The organism is Glutamicibacter sp. BS14 (assembly GCF_056934375.1).
Window position 1 is genome coordinate 679,057 of the sequence record NZ_CM167801.1, and the last position, 13,469, is coordinate 692,525.

Sequence of the window (13,469 nt, forward strand, 5' to 3'; positions counted from 1 at the left end):
CACATTAACGAGTCGGAAGACAAGAACACCATGAGCAACACCATCGCGACACGCACCACCGCACAGGAACTGATTCAACGATCCAACCGGTTGGGTGCAGACAAGAAGAACACCAACTACGCCGGTGGAAACACCTCGGCCAAGGGCACCGCGAAAGACCCGGTCACCGGTGAGCAAATTGAGCTGCTCTGGGTCAAGGGATCGGGCGGGGACCTCGGCACGTTGACCGAAAAGGGGCTGTCGACCCTGCGCCTGGACCGCATGCGCTCGCTGGTGGACGCCTACCCGGGCGTGGAGCGCGAAGACGAGATGGTCGCGGCCTTCGATTACTGCCTGCACGGCAAGGGAGGCGCCGCGCCATCCATTGATACCGCAATGCATGGGCTGGTCAACGCAAACCACGTCGACCACTTGCACCCGGACTCCGGCATTGCCATTGCCACTGCCAAGGACGGCCGGGAGCTGACCGCAAGGATCTTCGGCGACAAGGTGGCTTGGGTTGACTGGCGCCGCCCCGGATTCCAGCTGGGACTGGATATTGCCGCGATCAAGGACGCCAATCCGCAAGCCGTGGGCTGCATCCTCGGCGGCCATGGCATCACCGCCTGGGGAGATACCTCCCAGGAATCCGAGTCCAACTCGCTGTGGATCATCGACACCGCCGCTGCCTACCTTGACGAGCACGGCGCACCGGAGCCCTTCGGTCCTGTGGTTCCCGGATTCGAGCCGCTGGACGAGGAGGAGCGCCGGACCCGCGCCGCCGCATTGGCCCCGAGCATCCGCGGCCTGGCCAGCACCGACAAGCCCATGGTGGGGCACTTCAGCGATGACCAGCGAGTCCTGGATTTCCTCTCGCGCCAGAAGCTGGCGCAGCTGGCGGCCCTGGGCACCAGCTGCCCGGACCACTTCCTGCGCACCAAGATCAAGCCGATGGTGCTGGATCTTCCCGCTACCGCAGGCGTATCGGAGCAGATCGCGCGCCTGGAAGAACTGCATGCGCAGTACCGTGCTGACTACCAGGCCTACTACGAGGCCCACAAGGACCTGGACTCTCCGGCGATGCGCGGGGCCGACCCGCTGATCGTGCTGGTCCCGGGCGTCGGCATGTTCTCCTATGGGGCGAATAAGCAGACCGCACGGGTCGCTGGCGAGTTCTACCTCAATGCCATCAACGTCATGCGCGGCGCCGAAGCGGTCTCCAGCTATACGCCGATTTCCGATGCCGAGAAGTTCCGCATTGAATACTGGGCGCTGGAGGAAGCCAAGCTGCAGCGCATGCCCAAGCCCAAATCCCATGCCGGGCGCATCGCCCTGGTCACCGGTGCCGCGTCGGGCATCGGCAAGGCCGTGGCGCAGCGGCTGGCAGCCGAGGGAGCCTGCGTGGTCATCGCAGACCTGGACCTGGACAAGGCGCAGGCCGCCGCGGCGGAGCTGGGTACAGCAGATGTGGCCGTTGGCGTCGCCGCCAACGTGGCCGATGCGCACGCCGTGCAACGTGCCATCGATGAGGCGGTGCTGGCATTTGGCGGATTGGACCTGGTGGTGAACAACGCGGGCCTCTCGCTTTCAAAGCCCTTGCTGGAAACCACCGAGGCCGACTGGGACCTGCAGCATGATGTGATGGCCAAGGGATCGTTCCTGGTTTCCAAGGTCGCGGCCAAGGTGCTGATCGAGCAGAAGCTCGGCGGCGATATCATCTACATTTCCTCCAAGAACTCGGTCTTCGCAGGTCCGAACAATATTGCCTACTCGGCCACGAAGGCCGACCAGGCGCATCAGGTGCGCTTGCTGGCCGTAGAATTGGGCGAGCATGGCGTGCGCGTGAACGGCATCAACCCCGATGGCGTAGTGCGCGGCTCCGGGATCTTCGCCTCCGGCTGGGGTGCCCAGCGTGCGGCGACCTATGGCGTGGCAGAGGAGGATCTGGGGCAGTTCTACGCAAACCGCACGATCCTGAAGCGCGAGGTCATCCCGGAGAACATTGCCGATGCCGTGTTCGTGCTGACCGGGCCGGAACTGACCCGGACCACCGGATTGCACATTCCGGTGGATTCCGGAGTGGCGGCAGCCTTCCTGCGATGAGCAAGCAAGCAGAGAGCGCGCCGGTCGCAGCTATCGACCTCGGCGCCACCAGCGGACGTGTCATGATCGGCCAGATGGTGGACGGGAAGCTCCAGCTCACTGCCGTCCACCGTTTCGCCAACGGACCGGTTCCGCTGTCGAGCCTGGAACCAGGGGCGCGGCAAGAAGCGCTGGCCTGGGATATCGATGAGCTCTGGGCGCAAATTCGCCACGGCCTCTCGCTGGCTTTCGCGCAGCGCGGGGATATCGCCAGCATCGGGGTGGACTCCTGGGCGGTGGACTATGCGTTGCTCAAGGACGGCAAGCGCCTGGGAGAAGTGCGGCATTACCGGGATCCGCGCAATGAGCGCGCGGTTGCTGCGCTGGAACAGAAATTCAGCCGGCGCGAGTTGTTTGCACGCAATGGGCTGCAATTCCTTCCGTTCAACACCGTGTACCAGTTGCAAGCCGAGAAGTTGGAAAACCGGTTGGCGAACGCCGAGGCGCTGCTGCTGGTTCCCGACTATTTCAACTGGATGCTCACAGGGCATCGGCGCAGCGAGTGGACGAACGCTTCCACTACCGGGTTGCTGAACCACAGCACCGGTACATGGGACGAGGATCTGGTTGCTGAACTGGGGCTTTCGGGAAAGCTCGCGCAGCTAGTGCACCCTGGCCAGCCGGTGGGCGCACTGCTGCCCGAGCTGGCTGCGGAATTCGGAGCCAGCCACGAAGTCCAGGTAGTGGCGGTCGCTTCCCACGACACGGCCAGCGCAGTGGTCGCGACCCCGCTCTCCAGCGGGCAATCCGCCTATATCTCTTGCGGAACGTGGGGATTGGTTGGTGTGGAGCTGGACCGCCCGGTACTCACCGAGCAAGCGCATCAAGCGGGATTCACCAACGAGCTGGGGCTGGATTCCAGTGTCCGGTTCCTGAAGAACGTCGCCGGAACCTTTCTGCTCAGCGAGTCGATCCGCCAATGGAACGACGACGCGGAAGCCGCCGGAAGGGAAGAAACCAGCTTGGAGCAGCTCCTTGCCGAGGCCGCGGAATTGCCTGTTCCGCAGGTGCTGATCGATCCTCAAAGCGAGCGGTTCCTGGCTCCTGGCCAGATGGCCCAGCGCATCTGCGATGCGGTGGAAGCCGCCGGCGGGCAGCGCCCGTGCTCACCTGCCGAAGTGATCAGGGTGGTCGTCGAGTCGCTGGCTCAGAGTTTCGCCCGCCAAGCTGCAGAAGCCGCGCGGTTGGGTGGATTCGAGCTGGAGAACATCCATATTGTCGGAGGCGGCTCGCAAGGCCAGCTGCTGTGCCAGCGCACTGCAGACCATGCGCGCGTGCCGGTCATTTCCGGACCCGTGGAATGCACCGCCCTGGGCAACGTGCTCGTGCAGTTGCAAGCGGCTATGCCTGCGGGCGGTGATGCATTGAACCTGCGCGACGTGGTGCGCGACTCGGTGCCGCTAGGCGCCTACGCCCCGTCGCAGGCCCTGAAGCTGGCCTAGATCCGTGTGGGATATCTAGGCCGTCGTTGACCCTCCAGCCCGATGGGGCTGGAGGGTCGAACTTTTTACACCTTGCGCTGCACGAATACCACGGCATCCTCCAGGGTCGCCGGATTGCCATCGGGACCGATGATGGTGCGTTCGCGGACCTCGGCGCACAGCACCTCCCACTGCGCCGGATCCAGAGCCAAAGCTTCCAGTTCCTCTTCGGGGCTGGGGAACACGGGCATCTGGTGATCGGGCTTGCTGGCGAAGGACGGCATCGATGCATGGGACAGGGCCAGCAGGTGGCCGCCGGGTGCGACCAGGGTCGCTGCCTTGCGCAGGAAGCTGGCGCGAGGGAATTCAAAGGGTGCCTGGAAGAAGCTCAAGGTCACCAGGTCGAAGGTTTCCCCGGTATTCCACGCAGCCAGATCCGAGGCGATGAAGCGGGTCTGCCCCGCGTCCAGACCGTGCTTGGCCGCTTCTTCCTGCGCGCGCTTCACCGCGGTGGGCGAGATGTCGACCCCGGTAGCCTTCCAGCCATGGGTGGCCAGCCACAGCGCATCGCCTCCCTCCCCGCAGCCGATATCCAGCGACGTGCCGGGGGCCAGCGGGGCGACAAGGTTCTCGATGACCTGGTTGACCTTGCCTGACCAGACCCGCTCGGACTGGCCGTAGTGGTTCTCCCAGAAGGCGACATCATCATGTTCTTTGGTGTGGTGTTCGTGGTGGTGGCTCATTTTCGTTGTTCCCCATTCGTCAGTAAGGCCGTTGTTATCGACCCTACTGACGATCGACCCCATGCGCGATCAGTTTTGCGCCAGAGGCAAGAATCGCTGCTCCTACCTTGCACTGACCTTGCCGAAGAGCCGGGCAATGGATGCGAGGATCATTGGCCGGCAGGCCAGCCAGGCGCCGGCGATTACGAGCAGCGAGAGCGCGAAGAAGAGCAGTCCGGTCCAGTTATCCGCGTACGCGGCTGGATCCGTGGAACCCTGGGCCGCGTACATGTGGTTCAGGTTGCGCAGCGCCCCGGTGGAGAACACCAGGATCACGTGCACGAGGATGAACACAGCGAAGTACAGCATGGTTGGGAAGTGCAGCGTGCGGGCAACCTCGATCGGGTACTTCGCGGTCAATGCTGGCATGTTCTTCGGCCAGAAGGCGCTGAGCCGGAAGCCGGTGATCGCCGCGACCGGGGCCGCGATGAATACGGTGGTGAAGTAGGCCAGCTGCTGCAGCGAGTTGTAGTTCACCCAGCCGTTTTCGGTGGGCCAATCCAGCGTCAGGTACTGCAAGGCCGCCGAAATCGCGTTGGGGAAGACCTCCCACGACGTCGGGACGATGCGCATCCAGTGGCCTGTGGCGAACAGCAGCACGAGGAACACCAGGCCATTGATGATCCACAGCAGGTCTAGACCCTGATGCAGCCAGAGGTTGATGCTCACCTTCGGGCTGCGCTTCGAGGACCAATAGGCAGGCGGCTTCTTCTGGTGCCTGACCAGCATGCCAGAACGGATGATCAGGACCATCAGGAAGAAGTTGAAGAAGTGGTTCCATGCCAGCCAGCCAGGGAACCCGAGAGGTGCCGAGTCCGGCAGGTGGTACTCACCCGGGTAGCGTTCCATGAATGACTCCACGGCATCGATGCCGGCAATGCCGCGGGCAACGAGCACCACGGCGGTGGCGATGCCCAAGGCGCAGAATGCGCCAAGGATTCCAGCCAGCACCCACTGCTTGGTCGTCAGCGGGCCATGCTTGGCCGCTTCTTTCTTGCTCTTTGCCGCTGCCTGGGGTGCCGGCTTGGTCGCGCGCCCGGCGGCCGGCGCGTTACTTGCCGCGGCTGCTGGCGCGGCAGGTTCCTGCGCACCCATGCGGGTACGGGCAGGAGCAGCCTGCGCCTCGGCGGCCGCAGGCTCCGAGGCCAGCGCGGCGCCGGATGCCTGGGCCACCGGATCTGCGGGTGCTGGCTCTGCCCTCGGCGGGGTGGCCGGTGCGGCCTGGGCCTGGGCAGCTTCCGCAACCGGTGCCGGCGGGAGCGCAGGCGCTGGAGCCGCTGGAGCTGCGGCAACAACGGGAGCTGCCACGAATGAACTTGGCGGCCACGGTTCTGCACCGGCGGTGCGCGGCAGGCCACGGCGAACTGCTGGTGCCCCGGCACTGGAAACCGCTGTGGCCGGGGCGGTACCCGCGGTGGCAACTGGTTCGGGGGCCGCCGGCGCTGATTCAGCTACCGGTTCGGCAACCGGTTCGCCAACTAGCTCGGCAACCGGCTCGGGTGCTGGTGCAGCGCAAGCGTTCTGCGATGCGGCTGGAGCGTTCGCGGCGACCGGCGTTCCCGCAGGCGGCCACGGCCCGCCGCCGGCAACCCGTGGCAGGCCCTGGCGAAGAAGCCCGGCAACCGCGCCCTGATCTGCAACAGGTTCCGCGGCCGGTGCGCTGGCTCCGGAACTAGCAGATGCTTGGCCAGGCGTTGGTTCCGCAGGCACCGACGGGCCAACGGGCTGGTCGAGAACTGGTTCTGCAGCATCCTCGACCGCGCTAGGCCCTGCCGGGACCGCGGCGCCTGCAGCGGGAGCGAACAGCTCGGCTGGCGGCCAGGGATCGCCGCCTGCCACGCGCGGCAGCCCCTGGCGGATGGATTGGTTTAGTGCGTTCATGGCGATCAGGCCTTGCGTGCTTCCAAGGCGGAAATCAGCTGGGGCACGACCTTGAAGACATCCCCCACCACGCCGAAGTCGGCGATCTCGAAGATCGGCGCATCGGCATCCTTGTTGATGGCGATGATGGTCTTGGCGGTCTGCATGCCCGCCTTGTGCTGGATGGCTCCGGAAATGCCCAGTGCCACGTACAGCTGGGGAGAAACTGCCACGCCGGTCTGGCCCACCTGGGCGGCATGCTCGACGTATCCGGCATCCACCGCCGCACGCGACGCGCCCACGGCAGCGCCCAAGGCATCGGCCAGCTGGTGCACCAGGTCGAACTGCTCCGCGCTGCCCAACCCGCGGCCACCGGAGACCACGCGTGCCGCGGAACGCAGCTCGGGACGGGTGGATGCCGTTTCGGCCGTTCTCAGTTCCTTGACCTCGACCTCCGGCTTGGCGCTGGCGGCTACCTCCAGCGGGATCGCGCTCGCCGGTTGGGCCTGGGCACGCTCTTCGATGCTGCCCACGCGCACGGTGATCACCGGCGCGCCGAAGGTCGGGGCGCTGTGGGTCGAATACGCGCCGCCGTAGATCGAGTGGGCTGCGATGATTCCCTGGTCATCACGCGAAACACCGAGCGCATCGACGCTCAGCGCCAAGCGGTGGCGCACCGCGAAGCGTGCGGCCACTTCGCGCGAAGCCAGGGTATGCCCCAGCAGCACGGCTTGTGGCTGGATTTGCCCGAAGGCCTGCTGCAGCGCGTCAGCCATCGGCGCGGTCAGCACCGGAGAATCGACGGCGGCGGTGAGTACCTGCGCGGCGCCAGACTCGCTGGCTTGCGCCGCCAGTGAATCAAGGGATCCGGCCGGAGCGGCGAGAAGCGCTACCGGGGTGCCCACGGCAGAGGCGGCGCCGAGCAGTTCCGCGTGGTTCTTGGCCAGCGTTCCAGTGGCCGTGGTCTCGAGGAAAACAAGAATTGAATCAGAAGCAAAGGAAGTCATGGTTTTCTTTCCGCTCACACCAGGTTGTTCTTGACGAGGAATTCGGCCACTGCGTTACCGGCATCGCCGTCATCGGCAATGACAGTTCCGGCGGTGCGGGGCGGGCGCTGGGCCACCGAAACCATGATGGAACGCGCAGTATCCGCAGGCAGGGACTCGACGCCCAAATCGGCCAGGGACAGGGACTCGACCGGTTTCTTCTTCGCGGCCATGATGCCCTTGAAATTCGGGAAGCGGGCATCTGGCAATGCCTCGGTGATCGAAGCGACCGCTGGCAATGGAGCGCTGATCTGGGCGGCAGCGCCATCCAGCTCGCGCAATCCGCTGATCGCGCCGTCGGCAATTTCTACCGAGGACAACGAGGTCGCCGCCGGAAGATCAAGCAGCTCGGCCAGCATGACCGGGAGCATGCCCGCGGAGCCGTCGGTGGACATGTTGCCGGTGAGGACCAGATCGTAGCTGCCTCGGCGCAAAGCCGCCGCCAGGACCTGCGCGGTGAGGACCAGATCGGCGCCGAGAAGCTCCTCGTCGCTGATATGCACGGCGCTGGCAGCACCCATGGCCAAACCCTTGCGCAGGGTGGCCTGAGCTGAATCCGGGCCCATGGTCAGCACGGTGATTTCAGTTCCAGGGTTCGCATCAGCATGCTTCAGCGCAACTTCCAGGGTCCGCTCGCCGATTTCATCGAGCACCACTTCTGAAGCGGCACGGTCGGCCAGGCCGGTCTCCAGATCCAGCAGGCGGTCCTCTCCGGTATCTGGGACTTCTTTGATCAAAACCGCGATCTTCATTATTTTCTCCCTCTTATCGCAGTAGCATCTGCCAGGACAGCCGATGGCCGGAAATCACCAATGATCCGGGGCTTCGCGGACCACTGAAGCGGCCCCCGCCGAAACTACTAGGAAATCCAAGTTCATTAATAGGCCACGGCGCAGATTTTCTGCAGAGCTGAAAGCATTGTGTCGCAGGCTACGTCTGTCTTTGCTGTTCATCTTGTCGGATTCAGCGCCATTGGTCAATGAAAGTGGACAAGAAAACAGCAAGTGAGCACCTTGAACACCAAAGGTCCACGGTCCGGCGGGGTCATCCGGGCATGCTTCCACGCAGGTGAGCCGCATCGCGCTATTCGCCCGGCTTCGGGCGGGCACCGTAGGCTTTAACCAGAGACCAATTTCGGAACCAAAGGACGGCTCATGGCCAGCAAAAAGCGTCAAGGCAAGAAGAACTCGGGCGCAGGAAATCCTGCCAAGGCGGCAGCGCGCGGTCGCAGCGTGTTCCTGATCCAGGCTGAACAGCAGATCAATGCGCTTCGCCAGGACTACACAACTTGGGTAGCGCAGCAGGTTCCTGCCTTTTCGCCTGAACAGGCGGCGCAGGCAGCGGGCATGCAGCTGGACGTCATCGGGCAGATCGCCGGCCAGTACGCCGAGAACGCCCGCAGCTCGAACCTGTTCGACCTGGACATCGATGTCTTCGGTGAGACTCTGGCCGAGCACCTGGGCAACCTGCCGGAATCCTTGGCTCCGGAGCCGATCTTCACCACATGGCTGGAATACTTCAGCTTCATCGAGCAGCGCATGCTCTGGCAGGGCCCTGCGGAGAACCTCGAAGCCCTGCGCGAGATGCTGGAAGATACGCTCAATGGTTTTGCCGAGGGCGACGCGGAGCTATGCGGATTGCTGCGCGAAACCAGGTTGTTCAGCCAGGTCAAGGCCTATGCCCAGGCGGTGGCCGAAGGCGTGGACATGGAGGACTTCAGTGCAGCAGCCGAAGCGCCGCGCGCCAAGGTATTGACTGCCGTTGGCCTGGATGCCGAAACCTTCGACCCGGAAGGCCCGGCGCCACTAGCCTTCAACTACATCTGGAGCGCCGGCCGGATGTCCGTCGTGGAGTCGGAAGGATCGGTGTTGCGCACGGATCCGGACGCCTACGAATTGCTGGTTGCCGGCGAGGAAGCGGGCAGCGCGCAGCTGCTCTTCGAGATGGCTGTCGGCTGCGTCCAGGCGCACCTGAACCCGACCTTCGATGTCACCTTGCGGGATGAAGCCCATTACCTGGTGCTGCGTAACCTGCTGGTCACCGCATCCACCGGCCGCGAAGGGGACTTGGAGGGCCTGCGCCGCAACTGCGGTCCGAAGATCTACGATGCCGTGCTTCCAGAAGCCCGCATCGCCATGGATTCCTTGGTCGGCTACGGTCTGATTTCCAAGGACGGCGAGCACTACAGCATCGACGAGCGCCTGGTTCCGGTCATCTCCGCCGGCATCTCAGAGGTCGAGGCCTTCTTCGAAGAAGCCGAATAAGGCAGGGGATGATACCCGCAGCGGCACCAGTCTGCGGGTATCATCCAACCTAGGAAGATATTCGCTAGTAGCAAGCAGGCAATCGCTAATGGGCAAGAAAAATAATCGGCCAATGAGCTGGCTGCCTGCAGCCAGCGGGATCCTCTTCGCGGTGCTGCTGCTGATCGTGGATCCGCTGATCGCGGATGCCCCATGGTGGTCCGAACCCGACCTGTGGGTGCCCTTGGCGTTCCCGCTGCTTCCATGGCTGGCAGTTGCCGGCGTGATGGCATGGCTGGGAAGCGCAACCGAGCGCTGGCTGCACGCTCTGGTGTTCAGCTTCAGCGCCCTGGCCGCCGGGGTGATTCCCGGCCTTTTCTGGACGCTACTGCTCTTTGACGCTTTCCCGGATTCCGCCAGCCCGCAGCTTCCCATGGCCGTCTCGCTATTCTCGGGTGCGGTGGCAATTGTGCTGGGTGCAGTTGCAGGCGGGCGGGCAATTTTCAGGGGTTTCAGGAAGGCCCGGCTGGCCGCCGTGGCGAACTAGGCGGCGGAGCGAAGCCCCTGGAGGCTATCGAGCCTGGTCGTCCTGCCGCGAGGCAGCGATGGAGATCAGTTTCCGCAGCACCTCCAGGTCGATGTCCTCCAGCTTTTTCACGTACACGCAACCGGCTCCCTCGGTGTATTTGCCCAGCTGCGGCAAGAGCTGGGCGCCCTCGGGAAGGTCCTTCAGCCCGTAGAGCGAGAGCTGGGCCTTGCGCGGCGAGAAACCGGTCTTGGGCCAGATGCCCGTGGTGCGCGCATTGGCAGGGGAGATGTAGGTGTAGCTTCCGTAGCCCACCATGCTCGGTCCCCACATCACCGGCTGCTCGCCGGTGGCTTCGCGGAAGATGCGGTCCAGTTCGTGGCCGTCAACCCGGCGCTTGGCCGGGGTTGCCGCCTCAATGAATTCCTCCACGCTGGCCTCAGTTGGAAGGGTCTTCTGACTTGTTGGCAAGTGATGCCTCCTCGGGTGCTCCAGGTGATTCGGCCTGGAAAATTGTCGACAGCTTGCGGTACTGGCTGGTGCCCATGGCCAGCAGCGCCACCACAATCATGATCAGCCCGCCGGCCAGGAATATCAAGGCGATGCCGCGCGCCTGGCCTTGCCCCACCAGCCAGCCGAATCGGTCGTCGCCCGCTGGCGAGCGCATGAAGGGGATGACCAGGTACTGGGCAATCGGCGCGATCAGGAAAGCGGTAATCGGCGCCGCGGCGGCTTCCATCATCTGGGCGAAGCCGAACACCCGGCCCTGGCGGCGGAAGGTGACCACCTTCTGGATCACCGTTTGCTCCGAGGCTTCCACCGCCGGGATCAGCATCATGTAGAGCCAGATGCCCAGCACATAGAGCCACGTCCATTCGCGGATGGTGAAGATCGCGCCGAGGAATCCCATGACGGCAACCAGCAGGAGCATGGTGCGGATCGGGTTGGCCCCCAGACCGAACTTGGCGATGGCCAAGCCGCCGATGATGAAGCCGGTGGATGCCAGCCCGAAGGTGATGCCCCAGGCTTCGACCGGCATGATGGTCAGCCCGTAGGGATCCATCAGCGCCATGTAGGTGCCGCCGATGAAGTTGTTGAACATCGAGAAGATGATCAGCGCGAATAGGCCAGGGATGGCCATCACTGTAGTGAAGCCCAGGCGCAGGTCGCTGGTCTTGGTCCGCCCTTCCTCCTTTTCCGGTTCCTCCTCCGGGATGGAGATGCCCAAAAGGTGCAGCATCGTGACCACGACCATCACGATGGCAATGGCCAGCGTCCATCCCATCCCCAGCAGCCCGATGGACAGCCCGGAGAACACGCTGGTGATGATGAAGGCGATGCCCTGCACCGTGCCTACCAGTCCGTTGGCGTTGGCATGGCGCTCGACCGGGATCAGCAAGGTGACCGTCGTGGACAGCGCGATGCCTCGCATCTGCTCCACGATCGCGCCGAACAGGATGACCAGGCAGAAGATCCAGAACTGCCATCCGCCGATATCCAGGATGTCCTTCGTGGGCAGCCAGAGGTAGATCAGCCCAGCCAGGGAAAAGGCCACAGCGGTGATCATCGCGGAGAAGACGAAGACCGATTTCTTGCGGTGGTTGTCCACGATCGTCCCGAAAACCATGGAGAACACGGAGATCAGCAGCATGAATGCGCCGCCGATGATGCCGGTGGCCATGACGTTCTCGGTCTCCAGGTACACCCAGAAGGTCAGCGCGAACCACAGGTAGCTGGTGGTGAGGTTCGCGACGGCGGTGTTGACCAGTATGTGCATGAAAGAGCGCTGGCCCTGCGGCGGAACTTCGGGGTTCTGGCCGTGGGCCGGCGGGAGATCAGGGGGTCCTTCATCGCGCATGGGCAAGCCTGCTTCGAAAAAGTGGCTGGTGGTCGTAGCAAAAGAATACGCCGATGCATTGATAGGCAACAGGTGTGAATTCAGACGATCGAAAACATAGTAGTCAGATGCCTAGCCCAAGCCTAGGCATAACCCTAGTGTGACCGCCCGCACTTTCTGCCAAGGTTGAATCCATGCAAACCGGCTGCAGCGGTTTCCCCTTTAAACGAGCATTGAATGGACGGAGCACACCACGCCATGACCGAGACCCTGAACGAGGTATCCAGCCTGCTGGATAACGCGCTGGTTGACAGCCCGGAAACCGGAGAGTTCCGCGCCAACCGAAATATCTTCACCGACGAAGAGATTTTCGAGATGGAAATGAAGCACATCTGGGAAGGCAACTGGGTGTACCTGGCCCACGAGTCCCAGGTCCCGAACATCGGCGACTACTACACCACCAACATCGGCCGCCAGCCCATCATCATCTCGCGCAACAAGCAGGGCGAACTCAATGCGCTGATCAACGCCTGCAGCCACCGCGGAGCCATGCTCTGCCGGCGCAAGACCGATAACCGCACCACCTTCACCTGCCCGTTCCATGGCTGGACCTTCAACAACTCCGGCAAGCTGCTCAAGGTCAAGGATTCGCGGGGAGCTGGCTACCCGGAGCAGTTCAACAAGGACGGCTCCCACGATTTGACCAAGGTCGCCCGTTTCGAGAACTACCGCGGTTTCCTCTTCGGCTCGCTGAACGCCGATGTCCTGCCGCTGGAAGAGCACCTGAGCGAGGCCACGAAGATCATCGACATGATGGTTGACCAGTCCGAAGAAGGCTTGGAAGTGCTGCGCGGCGCCTCGACCTACACCTATGACGGCAACTGGAAGCTGCAGGCGGAGAACGGCGCCGACGGCTACCACGTCTCGGCCACCCACTGGAACTACGCCGCCACCCAGGCCCGCCGCGCCAACGGCGAATCCTCCAACGACACCAAGACCATGGACGCCGGCGGCTGGGACAAGCAGAAGGGCGGCTACTACTCCTTCGAGCACGGCCACCTGCTGCTGTGGACCGAATGGCTGGACCCGGCCAACCGCCCGCTGGCCGAGAAGCGCGACGAGCTGGTTGCCAAGTTCGGCGAAGCCAAGGCCGACTGGATGATCGGCATTTCGCGCAACCTGTGCCTGTACCCGAACGTGTACCTGATGGACCAGTTCGGCTCGCAGATCCGCGTCTTCCGGCCGATCTCCGTGGACAAGACCGAGGTGACCATCTACTGCTTCGCCCCGGTGGGCGAATCGGACACCGCGCGCGCGGCCCGCATCCGCCAGTACGAGGACTTCTTCAACGCCTCGGGCATGGCCACCCCGGATGACCTGGAAGAATTCCGCTCCTGCCAGAAGACCTACCTGGCCACCTCGGCGCAGTGGAATGACCTCTCGCGCGGCCAGGCCCACCAGATCACCGGCCCGGATGAGAACGCGGACAAGGTGGGCCTCAAGCCCATCTCCTCCGGAGCGCGCACCGAGGACGAGGGCTTGTACCCGATCCAGCACGGCTACTGGCTGCAGACCATGCGCCAAGCCGTGGATAACGAACGCGAAGCACAGAACTAAGGCCGAAGGGACAAGA

General features: G+C 63.8%; 11 protein-coding genes. 5 read left to right on the top strand and 6 right to left on the bottom strand.

Annotation, left to right across the window (positions count from 1 at the left end):
* Window positions 1–30 precede the first annotated feature (30 nt).
* A complete protein-coding gene (locus AC1Z36_RS03255) occupies window positions 31–2,082 on the top strand; it encodes a bifunctional aldolase/short-chain dehydrogenase (protein ID WP_483561956.1) in 2,052 nt (683 codons plus the stop codon).
* A complete protein-coding gene (locus AC1Z36_RS03260) occupies window positions 2,079–3,563 on the top strand; it encodes a rhamnulokinase (protein WP_105656499.1) in 1,485 nt (494 codons plus the stop codon). The genes AC1Z36_RS03255 and AC1Z36_RS03260 overlap by 4 nt, the downstream gene beginning before the upstream one ends.
* A gap of 65 nt (window positions 3,564–3,628) precedes the next feature.
* On the opposite strand, the gene AC1Z36_RS03265 is transcribed toward AC1Z36_RS03260, so the two are convergent.
* The 4 genes from AC1Z36_RS03265 to AC1Z36_RS03280 all read right to left on the bottom strand — a co-directional run bounded on the left by AC1Z36_RS03265 (window position 3,629) and on the right by AC1Z36_RS03280 (window position 7,982).
* Window positions 3,629–4,285, bottom strand: coding sequence for a class I SAM-dependent methyltransferase (locus AC1Z36_RS03265; RefSeq protein WP_105656498.1), 657 nt, complete (start codon window positions 4,283–4,285; stop codon window positions 3,629–3,631).
* 102 nt (window positions 4,286–4,387) lie between these two features.
* The gene (locus tag AC1Z36_RS03270; protein ID WP_483561662.1) at window positions 4,388–6,205 is read right to left on the bottom strand and encodes a cytochrome b/b6 domain-containing protein; all 1,818 of its coding nucleotides are present in this window, start codon (window positions 6,203–6,205) and stop codon (window positions 4,388–4,390) included.
* A 5-nt stretch (window positions 6,206–6,210) separates the two neighbouring features.
* Window positions 6,211–7,191 (bottom strand): electron transfer flavoprotein subunit alpha/FixB family protein, encoded by a 981-nt coding sequence (locus AC1Z36_RS03275; protein WP_105656496.1) that lies wholly within the window; start codon window positions 7,189–7,191, stop codon window positions 6,211–6,213.
* Between the two features lie 14 nt (window positions 7,192–7,205).
* Window positions 7,206–7,982: an electron transfer flavoprotein subunit beta/FixA family protein gene (locus AC1Z36_RS03280; RefSeq protein WP_105656495.1), complete on the bottom strand. Its 777-nt coding sequence runs from the start codon at window positions 7,980–7,982 to the stop codon at window positions 7,206–7,208.
* A gap of 402 nt (window positions 7,983–8,384) precedes the next feature.
* Here AC1Z36_RS03280 and AC1Z36_RS03285 point away from each other — a divergent pair, with 402 nt between their 5' ends.
* A complete protein-coding gene (locus tag AC1Z36_RS03285; RefSeq protein WP_105656494.1) occupies window positions 8,385–9,494 on the top strand; it encodes a hypothetical protein in 1,110 nt (369 codons plus the stop codon).
* A 112-nt stretch (window positions 9,495–9,606) separates the two neighbouring features.
* Entirely contained in the window at window positions 9,607–10,020 is a 414-nt protein-coding gene (locus tag AC1Z36_RS03290; protein WP_105656493.1) for a hypothetical protein, read from the top strand.
* 24 nt (window positions 10,021–10,044) lie between these two features.
* Here AC1Z36_RS03290 and AC1Z36_RS03295 read toward each other — a convergent pair whose 3' ends face one another.
* On the bottom strand, window positions 10,045–10,470 hold the full coding sequence (locus AC1Z36_RS03295; protein WP_105656492.1) for a DUF1801 domain-containing protein: 426 nt from the start codon (window positions 10,468–10,470) through the stop codon (window positions 10,045–10,047).
* A complete protein-coding gene (locus AC1Z36_RS03300) occupies window positions 10,439–11,857 on the bottom strand; it encodes an MFS transporter (protein WP_105656491.1) in 1,419 nt (472 codons plus the stop codon). Before AC1Z36_RS03300 ends, AC1Z36_RS03295 begins: the two co-directional genes overlap by 32 nt.
* 237 nt (window positions 11,858–12,094) lie before the next feature.
* On the opposite strand from AC1Z36_RS03300, the gene benA reads away from it, so the two are divergent.
* Window positions 12,095–13,453: a benzoate 1,2-dioxygenase large subunit gene (gene benA / locus AC1Z36_RS03305; protein ID WP_483561663.1), complete on the top strand. Its 1,359-nt coding sequence runs from the start codon at window positions 12,095–12,097 to the stop codon at window positions 13,451–13,453.
* Window positions 13,454–13,469 lie beyond the last annotated feature (16 nt).

What these genes read in the sequence shown, in the direction of transcription:
- AC1Z36_RS03255 (WP_483561956.1), top strand. Translation starts at nt 31, where the DNA reads ATGAGCAACACCATCGCGACACGCACCACCGCACAGGAACTGATTCAA.
- AC1Z36_RS03260 (WP_105656499.1), top strand. Translation starts at nt 2,079, where the DNA reads ATGAGCAAGCAAGCAGAGAGCGCGCCGGTCGCAGCTATCGACCTCGGC.
- AC1Z36_RS03265 (WP_105656498.1), bottom strand. Translation starts at nt 4,285, where the DNA reads ATGAGCCACCACCACGAACACCACACCAAAGAACATGATGATGTCGCC.
- AC1Z36_RS03270 (WP_483561662.1), bottom strand. Translation starts at nt 6,205, where the DNA reads ATGAACGCACTAAACCAATCCATCCGCCAGGGGCTGCCGCGCGTGGCA.
- AC1Z36_RS03275 (WP_105656496.1), bottom strand. Translation starts at nt 7,191, where the DNA reads ATGACTTCCTTTGCTTCTGATTCAATTCTTGTTTTCCTCGAGACCACG.
- AC1Z36_RS03280 (WP_105656495.1), bottom strand. Translation starts at nt 7,982, where the DNA reads ATGAAGATCGCGGTTTTGATCAAAGAAGTCCCAGATACCGGAGAGGAC.
- AC1Z36_RS03285 (WP_105656494.1), top strand. Translation starts at nt 8,385, where the DNA reads ATGGCCAGCAAAAAGCGTCAAGGCAAGAAGAACTCGGGCGCAGGAAAT.
- AC1Z36_RS03290 (WP_105656493.1), top strand. Translation starts at nt 9,607, where the DNA reads ATGAGCTGGCTGCCTGCAGCCAGCGGGATCCTCTTCGCGGTGCTGCTG.
- AC1Z36_RS03300 (WP_105656491.1), bottom strand. Translation starts at nt 11,857, where the DNA reads ATGCGCGATGAAGGACCCCCTGATCTCCCGCCGGCCCACGGCCAGAAC.
- benA (WP_483561663.1), top strand. Translation starts at nt 12,095, where the DNA reads ATGACCGAGACCCTGAACGAGGTATCCAGCCTGCTGGATAACGCGCTG.